Here is a 19,468-nt window from a genome sequence, read left to right as displayed (position 1 = left end):
AGCACGGTCGGCGGACCGTCCCACACAATGGCATCACCACGCAGAAGGGGGACGACGTGCCCGCGAACGGCATTCCCATCACCGGCCACCTGGACCCGCACGAGTGGTCCAACGAGGAGACGGCCGCGTACGAGGCGGCGATCGAGGCGGTCAACGGGGCGGTCGGCGCCTACAGCGCGCTCATCGCCGCCGAGGAGGCGAAGCCCGAACCCGACCAGGAAGTCGTTGCCGACGCCCGCGCGGCGCAGGCCCGGCTCGCCCGCGAGCGGGAGAGCCTGCGCTCCACCGACCGCGAGCAGATCTCCGCCGCCCGCTCCCGCTACGCGCAGCTCGCCCGCGAGATCCTCGGGCGGATCGCGTGATCGACCCGGCGGAGGTCGAGCGGTACCGACTGCCGGACGAGGAGAACCGGCGGATCTTCCGCGAGCGGATCGTCCCCGACCTGCTGGAGGGCCGGACACCACAGGCGACACCGACGGTGGTGTTCCTGGTCGGGCAGCCCGGCGCGGGCAAGAGCCGGGTGACCGAGCTGGTGGCCGCCCAACTCAACCGGCACGGCGGCTTCGTGGACGTCGACAGCGACCTGTACAAGCCCTACCACCCCGCCTACGCGGAGCTGATGGCGCGTGACGACACCCTGATGGCCGCCTACACCCGCGCCGACGGCCGGGCCTGGATGGCGCAGGCGGAGAGTTACGTCCGCGAGCACGGCCTGCACGCGATCATCCAGGAGACCTCGCAGAACGCACAGGCCGTGGAGGAGAAGATGCGCGCCTACCGTGAGGCGGGAGCACGCGTCGAGGGCCTGTTCATGGGCGTCCCGCAGGCCATGAGCAACCAGGGCATCGTCAACCGCTACTTCGAGCAGCTCGCGGACCGAGGCCAGGGGCGGCTGACCGTGCAGGCGAACGCCGACGATTCCTATCGCGGGATCCTGGAGCTCGCCGACCGCGTCGACCGCGGCGCCCTGGTGGACCTGGCGAGCGTCTACCGGCGTGGCGAGAGCAAGCCCCGCTACAGCAACAGCCCGGACGGCTCCGGGAACTGGGCCGGCCCCCCGCACCTGCGCCAGGCTCTGGAGACCGAACGCTCCCGCCCGTGGACGGGCGCCGAGAGCGAAGCCTTCGTCGCCACCCAGCTGCACCTGCGCCAGTTCGTGGAGCAGCGGCGCCTCGGCGGTGACTGGCCTGCCCGGCTCGCCCACATCGAGGGCCAGGCACGTCCGCTGCTCTCGCCTGCCGCCGCCCAACGGCTGGGCCCGGTGCGTCCCTCGGCCGCGGTGGCACGCTCCCGCAGCACCACGAGTCCCGGGCGTCCCGCCGGCTCGACGCCGCCCGCCAACGGCCCGAACCGGCCTGTGCCGGGGACCGGCGGCCCGCAGGAGCACCGGGGCCGGAGCAGGTAGGAACCGCCAAAAGGCCGCCTGCCACTCGCACGAAAGAGCGGAGCGCCCCGGTGCGGGGCGCTCCGCCTTCGTCTCACGTCGTCGTACGGTCAAGCCGTCGTACGGCGTCCGGGCCTCACGTCGTCGTACGACGCCTACGCGCCCCCGGCCGCCGCTCGCTCGGCCGCGTCACCGGGTCGCCCGCCTCCAGGCAGGTGGCGCGGCGCTTCAGGCCGAAGTCGGCCAGGGCTTCCGCCAGCTTGTGGACGGAGGGCTCCGGGGCCATGACGTCGACCCGCAGGCCGTGTTCCTCGGCCGTCTTCGCCGTCGCGGGACCGATGCAGGCGATCACCGTCACGTTGTGCGGCTTGCCCGCGATGCCGACCAGGTTCCGGACGGTCGACGAGGACGTGAAGAGGACCGCGTCGAAGCCGCCGCCCTTGATCGCCTCGCGGGTGTCCGCCGGCGGCGGCGAGGCGCGCACGGTGCGGTAGGCGGTGACGTCGTCGACCTCCCAGCCCAGCTCGATCAGACCGGCCACGAGGGTCTCGGTCGCGATGTCGGCGCGAGGGAGGAAGACACGGTCGATCGGGTCGAAGACCGGGTCGTAGGGGGGCCAGTCCTCCAGCAGACCGGCCGCCGACTGCTCGCCGCTCGGCACCAGGTCCGGCTTCACGCCGAACGCGATCAGCGCGTTGGCGGTCTGCTCGCCCACCGCGGCGACCTTGATGCCCGCGAAGGCACGGGCGTCGAGACCGTACTCCTCGAACTTCTCGCGGACCGCCTTGACCGCGTTCACCGACGTGAAGGCGATCCACTCGTAGCGGCCCGTCACCAGGCCCTTGACCGCGCGTTCCATCTGCTGCGGGGTGCGCGGGGGCTCCACCGCGATCGTCGGGACCTCGTGCGGCACGGCGCCGTAGGACCGCAGCTGGTCGGAGAGCGACGCCGCCTGCTCCTTCGTACGCGGGACGAGCACCTTCCAGCCGAAGAGCGGCTTGGACTCGAACCACGACAACTGGTCGCGCTGGGCGGCGGCGGAACGCTCACCGACCACGGCTATCACCGGCCGGCCGCCGTCCGGGGACGGCAGGACCTTCGCCTGCTTCAGGGTCTGGGCGATGGTGCCGAGCGTCGCGGTCCAGGTGCGCTGGCGCGTCGTCGTACCGGCGACGGTGACCGTCATCGGGGTGTCCGGCTTGCGGCCCGCCGACACCAGCTCGCCGGCGGCCGTCGCCACCGCGTCCAGCGTCGTGGACACGACCACCGTGCCGTCGGAGGCGCCCACCTCCGTCCAGCAGCGGTCGGAGGCGGTACGGGCGTCCACGAACCGGACGTCCGCGCCGTGCGCGTCCCGCAGCGGCACACCGGCGTACGCGGGCACGCCGACCGCGGCCGCGACACCCGGGACGACCTCGAAGGGCACCCCGGCCGCGGCGCAGGCGAGCATCTCCTCGGCCGCGTACGTGTCCAGTCCCGGGTCCCCCGACACCGCACGGACGACCCGCCTGCCGCCCCGCGCGGCCTCCATGACAAGATGAACGGCATCCCGGGCAGCAGCCGGGACAGCGGCGGTTGTTGACGTGCCGTCAACGACCGTCAGCTGGGGCGTGCCCGTGCCCGGCGGCGAGACCGAAGAAGGGGCTGAATTCGTCGGCGCGACGTCTGTCCGTACGACGGAGACGCCCTGCCGGGCGTGCGCCCGGATCACGTCGAGCACCTCGTGCTCGGCGATCAGAACGTCCGCGGTCGACAGCGCCTCCACGGCGCGCAGAGTCAGCAGTCCCGGATCCCCGGGTCCGGCACCGAGGAAGGTGACGTGCCCGTGTTCCAGGCCGGTGGGAAGGGTGGTGGGGCTCAATGTGCTCGCTCCCCCATCAGACCGGCCGCGCCCTGGGCGAGCATCTCGGCGGCGAGTTCGCGACCGAGTGCCTCCGCCTGCTCGTGCGTGTGGGGCACGGGACCGGTGGTGGACAGCTGCACCATGCGCGTGCCGTCGGTCGTGCCGACGACGCCACGCAGGCGCATTTCCTTGACAATCTGCCTGTCGGCCTGGGGGTCCCCCCGCTCGAGCGGAGCCGAGAGTGGGGGAAGGTCGGCCAGCGCGCCCACAGGGGCGGAGCAGCCGGCCTCCAGGGCGGCGAGCAGTGATCGCTCGGCGGTCACGGCGGCCCGCGTGAACGGGTCGTCGAGTTCGCCGAGCGCGGCGACGAGTGCCGCGTCGGACGCGGCGCACTCGATCGCCAGTGCCCCCTGGCCGGGGGCGGGCAGAATCGTGTCGACCGACAGGAAGTCGGTCACCTCGTCGATCCGGCCGATCCGGTTGAGTCCGGCGGCCGCGAGCACGACGGCGTCGAGTTCGCCCTGGTGGACGTACCCGATCCGGGTGTCGACGTTGCCGCGTATCGGGACCGTCTCGATGGCCAGTCCGTGGGCGCGGGCGTACGCGTTCAGCTGCGCCATGCGGCGCGGCGAGCCGGTGCCGATGCGGGCGACCCCGTGCGCGGACGACGCGGCGAGGTCGGTGAGCTTCAGCCCGTCCCGGGCGATGATCGCGTCCCGCGGGTCCTCGCGCACCGGGACGGCTGCCAGGACCAGGTCCTCGGGCTGCGTGGTCGGCAGGTCCTTGAGCGAATGAACCGCGAAGTCGACCTCCCCCCGCAGCAGCGCGTCGCGCAGCGCCGTGACGAACACGCCGGTGCCGCCGATCTGCGCGAGGTGCTCGCGGGAGACGTCGCCGTACGTGGTGATCTCGACCAGTTCGACGGGCCGGCCGGTCACCTGGCTCACGGCCTGTGCCACCTGTCCGGACTGGGCCATGGCGAGCTTGCTCCGCCGTGTCCCCAGTCGCAGTGGTGGTGCCTTCTCACTCATGCCGGTCGGTCCTTCTCGTCTGTGCTGTCCTCGGCCCGGGAGACGGAGGCGACCGTCTCGGGGTCGAGGTCGAACAGGGTGCGCAGCGCGTCCGCGTACCCGGCGCCGCCGGGCTCGGCCGCGAGCTGCTTGACCCGTACGGTCGGCGCGTGCAGCAGCTTGTCCACGACCCGGTGCACGGCCTGGCGGATCTCCCCGCGCTGGCGTTCGTCCAGGTCGGGCAGGCGGCCGTCGAGGCGCGCGATCTCACCCGCGACGACGTCGGCGGCCATGGTGCGCAGCGCGACGACGGTCGGCGTGATGTGTGCCGCCCGCTGTGCCGCGCCGAAGGCCGCGACCTCGTCGGAGACGATACGCCGGACCTGGTCCACGTCGGCCGCCATCGGCGCGTCGGCGGAGGCCTCGGCGAGGGACTCGATGTCCACGAGCCGCACCCCGGGCAGCCGGTGCACGGCCGCGTCGATGTCGCGGGGCATGGCGAGGTCGAGGAGGTACACGGCCGGAGCCGGGCGCGGGATCTCGGCGACCGGTTCGGGCTTGCGGTGCTCGGGGACGCGGCCGACGGTGGCCGCGGTCGCGGCGAGCGCGCTGATCAGCTCGGCGTCGTCCTCGGGGGTACGGGCCTCGGTCTCGGCAGCGCGGCGCGAGCCCTCGCGCCGGTCCACGGTGCCGCCCGCGACCCAGGCCGCGTGCTGCTCCAGGGTGGCCGCGTCCATGCCGGCCACGGCGGCCTCGCCCATCACGGAGAAGCCGGTCGCGCCCTGGACGGTGGCCAGGTCCACCGGGCAGGCGTCCTCGGTTCCGGTGCCGGCGGGCGCCGCCGGGGCGGCGGGCTTCAGTGCGGGGGGAGCGGTGTCGGCGACGGGCTCGCCGACGCGGCCCTCGACGGCCTGCGCGACCGCCTCGGCGGTCAGTACCAGGCCGGTGGCGCCGGTGCAGGAGACGACGACGTCGGCACGTGTCAGCTCGTGCGGTACGGCGTCCATCCGTACCGCACGGGCCGTCACCGCGTTGTCGTCGGCCTCGGCGCGGCCGTGTCCGTACTGCTCTTCGAGCAGGTGCGCGAGCCGCTCGGCGCGCTCGAAGGTGCGGTTGGCGACCACGATCTCGGCGACCCCGGCCCGCGCGAGGGTCGCGGCGGCCAGTGAGGACATCGACCCGGCGCCGATGACCAGCGCCTTCCTGCCCGCGGCCCAGTCCCGGACGTCGCCGCCCGCGGCCAGCTGCTCCAGGCCGAAGGTGACCAGGGACTGGCCGGCGCGGTCGATGCCGGACTCGGAGTGGGCGCGCTTGCCGACCCGCAGGGACTGCTGGAACAGGTCGTTGATCAGCTTGCCGGCGCTGTGCAGGTCCTGGGCGCGGGCCAGGGAGTCCTTGATCTGGGCGAGGATCTGGCCCTCGCCGACGACCATGGAGTCCAGTCCGCAGGCCACCGAGAACAGGTGGTGGACGGCGCGGTCCTCGTAGTGCACGTACAGGTAGGGCGTGAGCTCTTCCAGGCCGACGCCGCTGTGCTGGGCGAGCAGCGTGGACAGTTCCGCGACCCCGGCGTGGAACTTGTCCACGTCGGCGTACAGCTCGATGCGGTTGCAGGTGGCGAGGACGGCGGCCTCGGTGGCCGGTTCGGCGGCGACCGTGTCGTGGGACAGCTTGACCTGGGCGTCCGCGTTCAGCGAGGCCCGCTCCAGGACGCTCACGGGTGCGCTGCGGTGGCTCAGGCCGACGACGAGAAGGCTCATGCCGGCATCACGGCGGGTACGTCCCCGTCGGGTCCCTGGTCGGCGTCCTCGCGGGTGGTGGCGGCGGGCAGCGCGCCGTCGCCGGCGGCGGTCTCCTCGCCGGCCTTGCGCTGCTCGTGGAAGGCGAGGATCTGCAGCTCGATGGAGAGGTCGACCTTGCGCACGTCGACGCCGTCCGGGACGGACAGCACGGTCGGCGCGAAGTTCAGGATGGAGGTGACCCCGGCGGCCACGAGCCGGTCGCAGACCTGCTGGGCGGCGCCGGCCGGGGTGGCGATGACGCCGATGGAGACCCTGTCGTCCTTGATGATCTTCTCGAGGTCGTCGGTGTGCTGGACGGGGATGCCCGCGACGGGCTTTCCGGCCATCGCCGGGTCGGCGTCGATCAGCGCGGCGACCCGGAAGCCACGGGAGGCGAACCCGCCGTAGTTGGCGAGGGCGGCGCCGAGGTTACCGATACCGACGATGACGACCGGCCAGTCCTGGGTCAGGCCGAGTTCGCGGGAGATCTGGTAGACGAGGTACTCCACGTCGTAGCCGACACCGCGCGTTCCGTAGGAGCCCAGGTAGGAGAAGTCCTTGCGCAGCTTGGCGGAATTGACCCCCGCGGCCGCGGCCAGTTCCTCGGAGGAGACCGTGGGCACCGAGCGCTCCGACAGTGCGGTCAGGGCTCGGAGGTACAGCGGAAGCCTGGCGACGGTGGCCTCGGGAATCCCTCGGCTACGGGTCGCCGGTCGGTGTGTTCGGCCAGTTGCCACGGTGCTCCTGCGGGTAGAGCGGGGCTGCAGGCGGTCATACGTCCCCAGACCGCCCCGTCGACAGCAGGCTATGTCTTTGTGAACGCGTGCACAAAGATGGTGTCCGTTTTGCCCGGCGAACGTGACCGGGGTCACGCGCGTCGATCCCGGGACCCTGCCAGGGGGCAAAGCGACACACTCCTCATGAATCACGCCCCCGAGACCAGACCATCGTCGATCCTAAGCGACATTCGACCCCGACTTGTACTGCCCAGTCAGTCACCGTTCATCTCATGGCCATCGCCCGGCCGCCTTCCGGTCGATCAGCGGTCACTTCCGGTCGGGGCTTGGGTCAGCCCCCGGTCAGTTCCTTGCGCAGACGCCCCTCGTCCACCCGCCAGAAGGTGTGCTGGCGGCCGTCGACGAGGACCACGGGGATCTGCTCCCAGTACTGGTCGTGCAGCTCCGGGTCCTGGGTGATGTCCTTCTGCTCCCAGGGGACGCCGAGTTCGCCGCAGACCTTCTCGATCACGGTCTGCGCGTCGTCGCACAGATGGCAGCCGGGCTTGCGGATGAGGGTGACCAACCGCTCCTGAGGTGCGGCCTTGCGCCGGAAGAGAGGGCTCATGCCGGCCATTCTCGCGCTTCCTTTAACGACGCGGTCGCGGAGAGTTCACACCGTTCAAACCTCTCGACTCCGGAAGTGCCCAACCGACTGGCTATGCTCACCGCATGGCCGCTCTCGGATGGCTCACTCCCCGTAGGCGCTCCGCCACGGCGCGGAGCGTGTTGGCAGGCGAGGCCTCGGCGGAGGCCGCCCGCAAGTCCTCGCAGGAGGCGCAGGAGGCGCAGGACGCCCAGCAGGCCGCCGACCAGGAACCGGAGTTCCCGGTGATCGGCGACGACAGGGCCGCCGCCTTCTTCGATCTCGACAACACCGTGATGCGGGGCGCCGCGATCTTCCACTTCGGCCGGGGCCTGTACAAGCGGAAGTTCTTCGAGACCCGCGACCTGGCCCGGTTCGCCTGGCAGCAGGCCTGGTTCCGGCTCGCCGGGGTCGAGGACCCCGACCACATGCAGGACGTACGGGACTCCGCGCTGTCCATCGTGAAGGGTCACCGCGTCGCCGAGCTGGAGACGATCGGCGAGGAGATCTACGACGAGTACATGGCCGACCGCATGTGGCCGGGCACCAGGGCGCTGGCCCAGGCCCACCTGGACGCCGGCCAGAAGGTCTGGCTGGTCACGGCCGCACCCGTCGAGATCGCCCAGGTCATCGCCCGCCGCCTCGGCCTCACCGGTGCGCTCGGCACGGTCGCCGAGTCGGTCGACGGCGTCTACACCGGCAAGCTGGTGGGCGAGCCGCTGCACGGCCCGGCGAAGGCGGAGGCGGTACGCGCCCTCGCCGCGGCGGAGGGCCTCGACCTCTCCCGCTGCGCCGCCTACAGCGACAGCCACAACGACATCCCGATGCTGTCCCTGGTCGGCCACCCCTACGCCATCAACCCCGACTCCAAGCTGCGCAGACACGCCCGCGAGAAGGACTGGCGCCTGCGGGACTACCGCACCGGCCGCAAGGCGGCGAAGGTCGGCATCCCCGCCGCCGCGGGCGTGGGCGCGGTCGCCGGCGGCACGGCCGCGGCCATCGCCCTGAGCCGGCGTCGCCGGTGACCCTGCGCAGCAGCTGACGCCGTACACCGGGTGCGGGGTGGGGTCCGCCCTGCCCCGAAACGCCCATCCCCACACCCGCGCGCCCGAATTATGGCGCCGCCTGCCCAACACGCCCCAGCTTTCGCAGAAACCGGCGTCGTTCCGATCAACAACCGGTCACATCTCGCAACTTGATGAGCCGTCAATCGGCAACATAAGCGACGCAATCGACGATTTGAGCAACTCGGCGTAGCAGCGCCTGCACGAAGCGTTATTCTCCTCAGACGCAAACCGGTACCCATCCGTCGCCACGACGGGTGAACGGTCCCGCACTGCACGTGATGGAAGCTCTGCCTCTGGGAGTCCCGTGTACCCACACGTCGGGGTTGACGCCTCGGGCCTGGCTACGCTGCGCGCAACAGTCTCAACGGTCAAAGAGACGCTGCGCGGCCTCGTCCCGACCGCGTACGCCGTCCCCGCCTTCGCCACCGCCGCGCCCGTAGGCCCGTGCTACGCACTGGCCGAAGGGAGCGCCGCCGTCAGCAGACGCGGCCGTTCCGCCGGCACCGCCACCGCCCGCCGCCCTGCCGCCGACAGCGACAGCGCCCGGATGATGGACCTCGTCGAGCGCGCCCAGGCGGGGGAGGCCGAGGCCTTCGGGCGGCTCTACGACCAGTACAGCGACACGGTGTACCGGTACATCTACTACCGGGTGGGCGGCAAGGCGACCGCCGAGGACCTCACCAGTGAGACCTTCCTGCGGGCCCTGCGCCGTATCGGCACCTTCACCTGGCAGGGCCGCGACTTCGGCGCCTGGCTGGTGACGATCGCCCGCAACCTCGTCGCCGACCACTTCAAGTCCAGCCGCTTCCGCCTGGAGGTCACCACCGGCGAGATGCTCGACGCCAACGAGGTCGAGCGCTCCCCGGAGGACTCCGTCCTGGAGTCCCTCTCCAACGCCGCCCTGCTGGACGCCGTACGCCGGCTCAATCCCCAGCAGCAGGAGTGTGTGACGCTCCGCTTCCTCCAGGGCCTCTCGGTCGCCGAGACCGCCCGGGTGATGGGCAAGAACGAGGGGGCCATCAAAACGCTCCAGTACCGGGCCGTCCGTACCCTCGCCCGGCTCCTGCCGGACGACGCACGCTGAGCCGCACCCACGCCGCCGCCACCACACCCAGTGACTGTCAACTCACGTTCGGTGAAAGCGTGTTGACTTTCTGATCGGATCATCCGGCGTCCGTAACCCAAGTGCCGAGCCGCTCGTTGTGCGGGATACAGGCTCCCTGTGGTCACGTCCCGGCCGACCCCGATCACTCGATCGTGTGGAAGTGGTCGTGGGCGTGCAACCCTCAGGACCCCCTGGGGAGTCGACCGTCATGACGAGAGGAGGTGCCGCCTGTGATCGCGAACGTATCAACCCACCGGCGGGCGAACGCCTTCGCCCAGGCCCTGGAGGAGCAGTCCGACCGGGACACGGCGGCCGAGCAGTCCACAGCACCGTCGGCATCACCGCCGACGCCCGAGGAACAGACGCAACAGGGCGAGTTGTTGGCCCTCGCGGCGGATCTCGGTGCACTGCCCAGGCCGCAGCTCGACCCCGAGGTCAAGGCCGTCCAGCGCGCCCAGCTGGTGGCCGCGATGGAGGCCATGCTCCAGGAGGGCACGGCGGCGGATGCGTCGGTGCCGGGGCAGAGGTCGCGGGGCCGGGGCGCGCACCGGGCGAGTTCGCTGGGCAAACTGCGACCGCGTTCCCGGCTGGCCAAGGGACTCACCGCGGGTGGGCTCAGCGTCGGCGTGGCCGCCGGGGCCTTCGGCGGAGTGGCCGCCGCGAGTTCCGACTCGCTGCCCGGCGACTCGCTGTACGGCCTCAAACGCGGCATCGAGGACTTCAGGCTCAACTACCTGAGCGACGGCGACGGTGAGCGCGGCCAGACCTACCTCGACCAGGCCTCCACCCGGCTGAGCGAGGCCCGCCGGCTCATGGAGCGCGACCGCGGTGGTCAGCTCGACCACGAGTCCATCGGCGAGATCCGCCACACCCTGTCCGGCATGCAGCACGACGTGACCGAAGGGCACCGCCTGCTGCACGCCGCCTACGAGGCCGACCCCGAGTCCCTGGGCCCCATCCAGGCACTCTCCGCCTTCTCCCGGTCCCACCGCCAGGTCTGGAGCGCGCTCAGCGACAGGCTGCCCGTGCAACTGGGGGACGTCAGGGACCAGGTGTCGTCCGTCTTCGACGCCATAGACCAAGAGGTCGGCCCGCTGCAGTCGCTGCTCCCGCCGCCGTCCTCCGAACCCGGCGACGGCACACGGCAGGGTTCCGGCTCGGCATCCTCCGACGCCTCGTCCGGCACCCACCGGTCGACGGCCCCGAGCAGCGGTGACACGCCGCCCTCCGGCAAGCACGCGAATCCCGGCAGCCCCAGCGGCTCGGCCACGGGCGCCGCCGACGACGGCCTGATCGGGGGCACCACGGGCGGCCTGCTCGACCCGCCGAAGACCGGCTCCGAAGGCAGCTCACCGTCCACCGGCAAGTCGCCGACGGCCCAGCCGGACATCACCCTGCCACCGCTCCTGCCAGGGCTTCTCCCCGGCCTGGGCATCGACAGCCAGGACGCGAACTAGCCCGTACGGCAACGACGCGGTGGGGCGCCCCTTTCCGAGCAGGGGCGCCCCATCGTCGTACGTACAGGCAATGCCGTCCGTGCGAAGAGCGCCGTGGCGCCCTGCGCGCGGGGCTCCGTGGCGCCCTGCGCGCGGACGACCAGGACGCGGACGGCCAGGACTCAGAAGAACACCGACCGCCGCTGCACCAAGAGCTTGTACAGCGTGTGCTGGATCTGCTCGCGGACCTGGTCGGTCAGGTTGAACATCAGCATCGGGTCGTCCGCCGCCTCCGGCGGATAGCCGTCCGTCGGGATCGGCTCGCCGAACTGGATCGTCCACTTGGTGGGGAGCGGGATCGCGCCGAGCGGGCCGAGCCAGGGGAACGTCGGGGTCAGCGGGAAGTACGGGAAGCCCAGCAGCCGCGCCAGGGTCTTCGCGTTGCCGATCATCGGATAGATCTCCTCGGCCCCGACGATCGAGCACGGGATGATCGGAGCGCCCTGACGCAGCGCCGTGGAGACGAAACCGCCCCGGCCGAACCGCTGGAGCTTGTACCGCTCACCGAAGGGCTTGCCGATGCCCTTGAAACCCTCCGGCATCACGCCGACGAGCTCCCCCTGCCCCAGCAGCCGTTCGGCGTCCTCGGAGCAGGCGAGGGTGTGGCCCAGCTTGCGGGCGAGTTCGTTGACCACCGGCAGCACGAAGACGAGGTCGGCCGCGAGCAGCCGCAGATGCCGGCCGGCGGGGTGGTGGTCGTGGACGGCGACCTGCATCATCAGGCCGTCCAGCGGCAGCGTCCCGGAGTGGTTGGCGACGATCAGCGCACCACCCTCGGCCGGGATGTTCTCGATGCCCTTCACCTCGACCCGGAAGTACTTCTCGTACACCGGCCGCAGCAGCGACATCAGGACCTGGTCGGTCAGCTGCTCGTCGTAGCCGAAGTCGTCGACCTCGTAGTCGCCGGTCAGCCGGCGACGCAGAAAGGCCAGGCCGCTCGCGACGCGCCGCTCCAGTCCGCCGTCGTCGTGCGGCTCGGCCGGCGGCTGTTCCTCCTGGGTCACGGGATCATCATCCTGCGGAACGCTCCTGGTGGGCAGGGGCTGGACCGAACCGGCCGGCGCGACCTCCCCGGCGCCGCCGCGCCTGCCGCCCGCGCCCCGGCGCCGGGCCGGGCGCGGCACGGCACTCCCGCGGGAGCGGTCGTCGTCGAACGGAATGACCTTGGCGTCCGCCATGGTTGCTGCGCTCCTCAGTCGGCGCTGTGCTTCGGGGTGTGGCCGCCGCTCTGCGCGGACAGCGCGGCGATCCGGTCGACGGCCGTGGCGAGGGCCTCCGGCGGCAGCAGCCCCGGGCCCTGGCTGCGCGCGAAGTCCGCGAACGTCTCAGCCGTCGTGTACCTGGGCGTGAATCCCAGGGTCTCGCGCATCTGGTCGGTGGCCACCACTCGCCCGTGCGTGAGCAGCCGGATCTGCTCCGGCGAGAAGTCGCTCATGCCGAGCGTCCGCACCAGGGAGCTGGTCCAGGTGACCGCGGGCAGCAGCAGCGGCACCGTCGGCCGGCCGAGCCGCCGCGAGCACTGCGACAGCAACAGCACCCCGTCTCCGGCGATGTTGAAGGTTCCGCTGTTGAGCGTGGACCGGCGCGGCTCGTGCGCGGCGATGCGCAGCACCTCGACGACGTCGTCCTCGTGCACGAACTGAAGCCGGGGGTCGTAGCCGAACACGGTCGGCAGGACCGGCAGCGAGAAGTACGCGGCGAGCGGGGTGTCCGCGGTCGGCCCGAGGATGTTGGCGAACCGCAGCACGCACACGGCGACGTCCGGCCGCCGCCGCGCGAACCCGCGCACGTACCCCTCGACCTCGACGGCGTCCTTGGCGAACCCGCCGCTGGGCAGCGACTTGGCCGAGGTCGTCTCGGTGAAGACGGCCGGATCGCGTGGCGCGGACCCGTAGACGTTCGTACTGGACTTCACGACCAGACGCCGCACGTTCGGCGACTTCTGGCAGGCACCGAGCAGCTGCATGGTGCCGATGACGTTGGTCTCCTTGACCGAGGCCCGGCTGCCGCCGCCCAGCGCGATGCCGGTCACGTCCATGTGGACGACCGTGTCGGCGCCGGTCTCCGCGAGCACCCGGGCGATCGTCGGCTGCCGGATGTCGGCCTGGACGAACTCGGCCCCGCCCAACTGGTGCGCCGGCAGCACCGCGTCCACGGCGATCACCCGGTCGACCTCCGGGTCCCGCTGGATCCGGCGCACGAAACGGCCGCCCAGCTGCCGGGCCACTCCGGTGACGAGCACGACCTTCCCCAAGATCAGCGCCTTCCTTCCCGACCTCGTGCGAAAGCTGGTCCCAGCCCGCGTTTCCCCGTGTGCGCCAACTTAGCGGGTAGACGTTGCGCTGTGATGACCACGCGATGCACGAGGCGACGGAAATTCCCCAGTCGGAATATGCCCGGCAGCCCGGACATGACTGTGGCCCCCCGTCACCAGGACGGGGGGCCACAGAGACACGCTCTCGCGACGCCGCCTACTTCTTGTTGCGGCGCTGAACGCGCGTGCGCTTGAGCAGCTTGCGGTGCTTCTTCTTGGCCATCCGCTTGCGCCGCTTCTTGATAACAGAGCCCACGACTACCCTCGCTCACTTCTCATCACTCGGTTGTTTGGGCGCCATGGGCCCACACGACCTACGAGGGGCTAGCCTACCCGCTCGAGCGTTGAGCTTGTAATCGAGGTGCCTTCCGGGCCTCCCGGAAGCGCCGTCAGGCCGTCTCCACCCCCACAAAACTCTCCCGAAGGTACTCGTGGACCGCTTGCTCGGGGACACGGAAGGACCGCCCCACCCGGATCGCGGGCAGATGACCGCTGTGCACCAGCCGGTACACGGTCATCTTCGACACCCTCATCACCGCGGCGACCTCCGCCACGGTAAGGAACTGAACCTCGTTCAGAGGCCTCTCGCCAGCTGCAGCCATGACACACCTGAACCTTCCGCACTCGACGGCCACCGGCTTCCCCTTCCGGTGACTCTTCGTCGCTGCGTGCTCACTCCCCAATGTAGGGGCGGGTGATGCGAGTGGGGAAGAGGTGCACCCATCGCAGGCCTACTGTGACAGACATGCTCGTTTGAGTACGTAGCGGGTAAGCGGACCGTAATGACTGGACTGCACCCCGTCGTCAAGCGGAACGACGACGGCCACGGAGCCCTCGGCCTCGCCGACGAACGGCGCGGGATCGTCCGTGTCCGCCAGCCCGATCGCCTCGAACCCCAGCTGACCTGCGCCGCAGACCCAGCCATGATCACCGATCACCAGTCCGGGCAGCGGCCCGCCGGCCTCGGCGGCGGCGGCCAGCGCGAGCCGAACCGGCAGCGGCGAATGACTGTGGACCCCCGGCTCACAACCGGGGCGCTCGCCCTCGGGTTCCCGCACCAACGCAACACCTCGTACGTAGTCCAGATGATGCGTGCGTAGACCGAACCGGGTCAATATGTCGACACAGCGACCCTGCGCCGGGGTGAGAACCTCACATCCCGCCGCCGACAGCGCGTCTGCCAGCGCTGCGTAGAACCCGAGCAGCCGGTGCGGGTGCCCCGTGCCGAACAGCACCGGAACACCGCCGCGTGCGGCACCCCGGATCCGCTCGGCGAACGCGTCCAGCGCGGCCAGCGTCCGCTCCGGGTCGATCATGTCCCATCCCGAGGTGTGCCGCGGATCGGCCGACACCCCGCACTTGTCCGCCATCAGAGCGAGCAATTCCCGCGGCCCCCAGATGCCCTCGGGATCGATCCCGATCAGAGCCCGTGGGTCCCGCGCCGCGAACAGCCGATAACTCCGAAGACTGACCTCCCGAGACGTTCCGACCACCCCGGCCAGCCGGGCATCCAACAGATGTGCGCGGAGGGCATCGAAGGTCAACACGGGTGCGATGGTGACTCATTGGGGGGTGTCGCAGGGCGGGGATCCCGGAAAACCGCACGGTTGGCCCAACCGCATCTCTTTCTCGGGCGCATTCCAGACTTCCGGGGACGCATTCCTGACCTCCGCGGACATCTTCCCGATTACCTCGGGCGCGTTCTCAATTGCCCCGGCCTGCTTCCACCGATTGCCCCGGACGCTGCCACCCACTGCCCCGGACGCTGCCACCGATCGCCTCGGCCCGCATCCACCGATTGCCCCGGCCCGCATCCACCCACTGCCTCGGCCCGCATCCACCCACTGCCTCGGACGCTGCCACCCACTGCCCCGGACGCTGCCACCGATCGCCCCGGCCCCCATCCACCCACTGCCCCGGACGCTGCCACCGATCGCCTCGGCCCGCCTCCACCGATCGCCCCGGCCCGCATCCACCCACTGCCTCGGACGCTGCCACCCATTGCCCCGGGTGCCACCGATCGCCCCGGGCGCCCTCCCGACCGCCTACGCCAGCAGCCCCCGCATCGGGAACACCGCCCGCCGCGTGGCGAGCACGGCCTGGTCGAGGCGGTCGGCGGGGTCGTAGCCCGCCTCCCACGCGGCGAAGGACACCGGCCACCGCCCGTCCGTCATCCGTCGCGGCCCTGACTGGCGGGTCCGGGCGAACACTTCCTGCCGCCACCCCTCGGGAATCTCCGTCTCCGGAGCGACCTCCCGCCCCGCGGCGATCCCCACCAGATGCGTCCACGACCGCGGCACCACGTCCACGACCGCGTACCCGCCGCCGCCGAGAGCGACCCACTTCCCGCCGGCGTACTCGTGGGCCAGCTCATGGCACGCCACCTGCACGGCCCGCTGCGCGTCCAGCGACACGGCGAGGTGCGCCAGCGGATCCTCGAAGTGCGTGTCGGCCCCGTGCTGCGTCACGATCACCTGCGGCCGGAACTCCGCGAGCAGCTCCGGCACCACCGCGTGGAACGCCCGCAGCCACCCCGCGTCCCCGGTCCCGGCCGGCAGGGCGACGTTCACCGCCGCCCCCTCCCCCGCCCCGGCCCCGGTCTCCTGCGGCCACCCGGTCTGCGGGAACAACGTACGAGGATGCTCGTGCAGCGAGATCGTCAGCACCCGCGGGTCCTCCCAGAACGCGGCCTGCACCCCGTCCCCGTGATGCACGTCCACGTCCACGTACGCGACCCGCTCCGCCCCCATCTCCAGCAGGCGCGCGATCGCCAGGGCGGCGTCGTTGTAGATGCAGAACCCCGACGCGCCCCCGGGCATCGCGTGATGCAGCCCGCCCGCGAAGTTCACGGCGTGCTCGACGTCCCGCCGCCACACCGCCTCCGCGGCGCCCACGGACTGCCCGGCGATCAGCGCGGACACCTCGTGCATCCCGGCGAAGGCCGGATCGTCCATCGTGCCGAGCCCGTACGCCCCGCCCGCCGACCCCGGATCCGCCGACGCGGCCTTCACCGCGTCGATGTAGTCCTCACGGTGGACCAGCCGCAGCGTCGAGTCCCCGGCCGGTTTCGCCGCGACGACCTCCAGCTCGCGGTCCAGCCCGAAAGCCGCCACGAGCTTGCGGGTCAGCTCCAGCCGGACCGGATCCATCGGATGGTCCGGGCCGAAGTCATAGCCCGTTACTGCCTGGTCCCACATCAGCTGTGCGCGGCCGCTCATGCCCGCCACCGTATCGGTCCGGTTGAGGGGCGAACGACCTGGCGTACACCAACGTCACCAGCACCAACACCATCGGCACAAGCATCGCCCCCCGATAGCTCCACGCCTCGCCCAAAGCCCCCACCAGCGGCGAACCGACCAGAAAGCCCACGTAATTGAAGATGTTCAGGCGCGCGACGGCCGCGTCCGAAGCCCCCGGGCCGTGATTTTCAAAAGCCTGCCGGCCCGCCGCCGCGAACGTCTGCGGCACCAGCACGCACAGCCCGAGCCCCAGCAGGGTGAATCCGAGCATCCCCACCCAGGCCCCCGGCGCCGACGCCACCACCGCGAACCCGCCGGCCGCCACCAGCGTCCCCAGCCGTACGACCGTCACGGCCCCGAACCGCCGCACCCCGAGGTCCCCGATGGCCCGCCCGACCAGCGTGGTCACCATGTACACGTTGTACGGTACGGTCGCCAGCTGCTCCGAGCTCCCGAGCACGTCCTTCAGGTACTTCGCGCTCCAGTTGGAGACGGTCGAGTCCCCGATGTACGCGAAGGTCATCACCAGACACAGCGGCAGCAGCAGCTTGAAGACCACGCCCCCGCCCTGCCCCTGCCCGGCGGCCCGCTCCGCCGCGGGCGCCGGATCCCCGTCCACGTACCACCGGCTCGCCACCAGCGTCGCCGGCAACAGCACGGCCACCACCGGCAGATACGACACCCACAGCGCCAGATGCCAGTGCGCCCCCACCCAGGCCAGCGAGGCCCCGAGGATGCCACCCAGGCTGTAGGCGGCGTGGAAGCTGAGCATGATGCTGCGCCCGTACGCCCGCTGGAGACTCACCCCGAGCATGTTCATCGAGGCGTCCAGCGCACCGACGGCCAGCCCGAACGCGCCGAGCGCGACCGCCACCCCGGCCATCCGGTCACCCGACCCGGCCCCCAGCAGCGCCAGCAGCACCACCGGCTGCGACCAGCGCAGCAGCCGGCTGGGCCGTATCCGCTTCACCAGCTGCTCGGTGCTCACGCTGCCGACCCCGGCGAGGATCGGTACGGCGGCCAGGAAGACCGGCAGCAGCGCGTCGGAGATTCCGTACCGGTCCTGGATGGCCGGGATGCGGGTCACGAGGAGGGCGAAGGTGGCGCCCTGGGCGAAGAAACTGAACGCCAACGAGGCCCTACCGCGCCGCAGCACATCTGTCATGGCGGCGAGCCTAGGGCCCCAAGCTACCTGTGGGTAGATCCAGCCAAAGATGAATTTTCTTCAACTTCGGCGGCGTGGGCGTCCGTCCTGACCCGGCGGAGCGGATCAGGCGGCGACGACGACCCCGGACCCGGCGGTCTGGGCGGTCCGAGCGGTCCGAGCGGTCCCGGCGGCCGCTTCCTGGGCCTCGACCTCGTCGGCGAGCATGTGCTCCATCGGCCCGGCGGCGAGAGCGCCACTGATCACGAAGGTGACCACCAGCACGCCGGCCATCATGACCCCACCCAGCCAGACCATGGTGTCCACGGGGATCGTGTACGCCCCCACGACCCGCGCCACGCACTCGGCGAGCAGCGCCACCCCCCACACCACGGAGAACGTCCGCTCCTTGCGCAGGAACGCGGCCGAGTGGACCGCCGCCCCCGACGCCAGCCGCTCCCAGGCGGCCTCCTTGGCCGCGTCGCCCTTCACCAGGAAGGGCTTCATGCCCGCGGTCATCATCGGGCGGCCGAGGGCCACGGACACCAGGACGCCCAGGGCGACCGTGCTGCTGACCGCGCCGTCCTTGGCGAGCATGAGCCGAGGGTCGCCGGACACGAAGCTGAGCAGCAGCGAGAGGACGTTGACGACCAGGATGAGCCCGGCCAGCCCGTTCGTCCTGCGCTCCCTCACCAGCCCCCACACGGTCCGCACCGCCGGCACGACGCTGCTCCAGGCGAGCGCCGCGAAGGTGCTCATCCCAAGAGCGTCCTTGAAGAGGTAGTACGAGCCGAGCGGCAGCCCGACATCCAGGAGCAGCGGCTTGAAGTTGTCCAGCACGCTCGGGTTCTTGGTGCCCTCGTTCTTCGCCATGCCCTCAGCTTCGCGGCCGGAGGGTGTCCACCAGTAGAAACGATCGTCCGGAGGTCCGCATGACAATTGTCAGCCACCGACCGATGGCAGCGGTCATACCAGCAGCTCAGCCAACTCCCCCATGCTGGAGAAGAGTTGCCCGGCTCCCGCGAGCCGCTCGGCCGGCGTCATCGCGGTGAACCCGTACACGTCCATCCCGGCCGCCACGGCCGCCCGCACGCCCAGCGGGGAGTCCTCCACGACCGCACAGCGTTCCGGGGCGACGCCCATCCGCTCGGCCGCGTACAGGAAGAGATCCGGCGCCGGCTTGCCCCGCCCGACGTCCTGGGAACTGAAGATCCGGTCCTCGGTGAACCACCGGTCGAGCCCGGTCGTCCGGTGCCCCACCCGGATCCGCTCATGACTCCCGGAGGACGCCACGCAGTACGGCACCCCGTCGGCGGCCAGCTTCTCCAGTACGTCGGCGACGCCGGCCACGGGCTTCAGCTCCCGCTCGAACGCGGCGAACACACGCGCGTGGAAGACGTCGTCGAAGTCGTCCGGCAACCGCTGTCCCGTCCGCTCCAGCACCAGGTCGTGGATCCGGTGCATCGCCGCCCCCATGTAGTCCCGGATGGAGTCCTCGTACGTCGTCGGGTGCCCCAACTCGGTCAGATACTCGGCGAGGAGCCTGTTGGAGATCGGCTCGCTGTCGACGAGAACGCCGTCGTTGTCGAAGAGGATGAGGTCGTAGCGCATATCTCGACCCTAAAGGACCCTGAACGCAGAAAACCCCCGCATCCGTGGATGCGGGGGTTTTCCCAAAATTTGTTCGGCGGCGTCCTACTCTCCCACAGGGTCCCCCCTGCAG

General features: G+C 71.2%; 19 protein-coding genes. 5 read left to right on the top strand and 14 right to left on the bottom strand.

The genetic code is table 11. The annotated features are described in order from the left end of the window. Positions 1–56 precede the first annotated feature (56 nt). Positions 57–362: a hypothetical protein gene (locus ACWD5D_RS25715; RefSeq protein ID WP_451375102.1), complete on the top strand. Its 306-nt coding sequence runs from the start codon at positions 57–59 to the stop codon at positions 360–362. Beyond that, entirely contained in the window at positions 359–1,405 is a 1,047-nt protein-coding gene (locus ACWD5D_RS25710; protein WP_451375101.1) for a zeta toxin family protein, read from the top strand. Before ACWD5D_RS25715 ends, ACWD5D_RS25710 begins: the two co-directional genes overlap by 4 nt. A 115-nt stretch (positions 1,406–1,520) precedes the next feature. Here ACWD5D_RS25710 and ACWD5D_RS25705 read toward each other — a convergent pair whose 3' ends face one another. From ACWD5D_RS25705 to ACWD5D_RS25685, 5 genes are all read right to left on the bottom strand, one after another. After that, positions 1,521–3,245 carry a uroporphyrinogen-III synthase gene (locus ACWD5D_RS25705; RefSeq protein WP_451375100.1) on the bottom strand — a complete coding sequence of 575 codons (1,725 nt, stop codon included), beginning with the start codon at positions 3,243–3,245 and terminating at the stop codon, positions 1,521–1,523. Continuing rightward, positions 3,242–4,258: a hydroxymethylbilane synthase gene (gene hemC / locus ACWD5D_RS25700; RefSeq protein ID WP_451375099.1), complete on the bottom strand. Its 1,017-nt coding sequence runs from the start codon at positions 4,256–4,258 to the stop codon at positions 3,242–3,244. Before hemC ends, ACWD5D_RS25705 begins: the two co-directional genes overlap by 4 nt. Further along, on the bottom strand, positions 4,255–5,997 hold the full coding sequence (locus ACWD5D_RS25695; protein WP_451375098.1) for a glutamyl-tRNA reductase: 1,743 nt from the start codon (positions 5,995–5,997) through the stop codon (positions 4,255–4,257). The genes hemC and ACWD5D_RS25695 overlap by 4 nt, the downstream gene beginning before the upstream one ends. Further along, a complete protein-coding gene (locus ACWD5D_RS25690; RefSeq protein ID WP_451375097.1) occupies positions 5,994–6,755 on the bottom strand; it encodes a redox-sensing transcriptional repressor Rex in 762 nt (253 codons plus the stop codon). Before ACWD5D_RS25690 ends, ACWD5D_RS25695 begins: the two co-directional genes overlap by 4 nt. Positions 6,756–7,086: 331 nt before the next feature. Further along, a complete protein-coding gene (locus ACWD5D_RS25685; protein ID WP_451375096.1) occupies positions 7,087–7,371 on the bottom strand; it encodes a glutaredoxin family protein in 285 nt (94 codons plus the stop codon). A gap of 95 nt (positions 7,372–7,466) precedes the next feature. Between ACWD5D_RS25685 and ACWD5D_RS25680 the strand changes: the two genes are divergently transcribed. From ACWD5D_RS25680 to ACWD5D_RS25670, 3 genes are all read left to right on the top strand, one after another. Further along, positions 7,467–8,405, top strand: a complete 939-nt coding sequence (locus ACWD5D_RS25680; RefSeq protein WP_451375095.1) for an HAD family hydrolase — start codon at positions 7,467–7,469, stop codon at positions 8,403–8,405. A 346-nt stretch (positions 8,406–8,751) separates the two neighbouring features. Continuing rightward, positions 8,752–9,531 (top strand): ECF subfamily RNA polymerase sigma factor, BldN family, encoded by a 780-nt coding sequence (locus ACWD5D_RS25675; RefSeq protein WP_451375094.1) that lies wholly within the window; start codon positions 8,752–8,754, stop codon positions 9,529–9,531. Between the two features lie 251 nt (positions 9,532–9,782). Continuing rightward, a complete protein-coding gene (locus ACWD5D_RS25670; protein ID WP_451375093.1) occupies positions 9,783–11,009 on the top strand; it encodes a DUF5667 domain-containing protein in 1,227 nt (408 codons plus the stop codon). A gap of 161 nt (positions 11,010–11,170) precedes the next feature. Here ACWD5D_RS25670 and ACWD5D_RS25665 read toward each other — a convergent pair whose 3' ends face one another. The 9 genes from ACWD5D_RS25665 to ACWD5D_RS25625 all read right to left on the bottom strand — a co-directional run bounded on the left by ACWD5D_RS25665 (position 11,171) and on the right by ACWD5D_RS25625 (position 19,356). Further along, positions 11,171–12,226, bottom strand: a complete 1,056-nt coding sequence (locus ACWD5D_RS25665; RefSeq protein ID WP_451375092.1) for a lysophospholipid acyltransferase family protein — start codon at positions 12,224–12,226, stop codon at positions 11,171–11,173. Positions 12,227–12,240: 14 nt separating this feature from the next. Continuing rightward, positions 12,241–13,302, bottom strand: a complete 1,062-nt coding sequence (locus ACWD5D_RS25660) for an NAD-dependent epimerase/dehydratase family protein (RefSeq protein WP_451375091.1) — start codon at positions 13,300–13,302, stop codon at positions 12,241–12,243. A 217-nt stretch (positions 13,303–13,519) separates the two neighbouring features. Then, positions 13,520–13,618, bottom strand: a complete 99-nt coding sequence (locus ACWD5D_RS25655) for a 30S ribosomal protein bS22 (RefSeq protein WP_003948845.1) — start codon at positions 13,616–13,618, stop codon at positions 13,520–13,522. A gap of 133 nt (positions 13,619–13,751) precedes the next feature. Then, the gene (locus ACWD5D_RS25650; protein ID WP_159399367.1) at positions 13,752–13,964 is read right to left on the bottom strand and encodes a helix-turn-helix domain-containing protein; all 213 of its coding nucleotides are present in this window, start codon (positions 13,962–13,964) and stop codon (positions 13,752–13,754) included. 129 nt (positions 13,965–14,093) lie between these two features. Then, on the bottom strand, positions 14,094–14,909 hold the full coding sequence (locus ACWD5D_RS25645) for a phosphatase (protein WP_451375090.1): 816 nt from the start codon (positions 14,907–14,909) through the stop codon (positions 14,094–14,096). A gap of 498 nt (positions 14,910–15,407) precedes the next feature. Then, the gene (locus ACWD5D_RS25640) at positions 15,408–16,580 is read right to left on the bottom strand and encodes an acetoin utilization protein AcuC (RefSeq protein ID WP_451375089.1); all 1,173 of its coding nucleotides are present in this window, start codon (positions 16,578–16,580) and stop codon (positions 15,408–15,410) included. Beyond that, complete coding sequence (locus ACWD5D_RS25635; RefSeq protein WP_451375088.1) at positions 16,531–17,766, bottom strand: MFS transporter; 1,236 nt, start codon at positions 17,764–17,766, stop codon at positions 16,531–16,533. The genes ACWD5D_RS25640 and ACWD5D_RS25635 overlap by 50 nt, the downstream gene beginning before the upstream one ends. A gap of 105 nt (positions 17,767–17,871) precedes the next feature. After that, complete coding sequence (locus ACWD5D_RS25630) at positions 17,872–18,618, bottom strand: VC0807 family protein (RefSeq protein WP_451375087.1); 747 nt, start codon at positions 18,616–18,618, stop codon at positions 17,872–17,874. Between the two features lie 93 nt (positions 18,619–18,711). Then, positions 18,712–19,356 carry an HAD family hydrolase gene (locus ACWD5D_RS25625; protein ID WP_451375086.1) on the bottom strand — a complete coding sequence of 215 codons (645 nt, stop codon included), beginning with the start codon at positions 19,354–19,356 and terminating at the stop codon, positions 18,712–18,714. Between the last annotated feature and the right edge of the window lie 112 nt (positions 19,357–19,468).

Source organism: Streptomyces sp. NPDC002520 (assembly GCF_053595235.1).
This window is presented reverse-complemented; position numbering and strand designations above follow the sequence as displayed.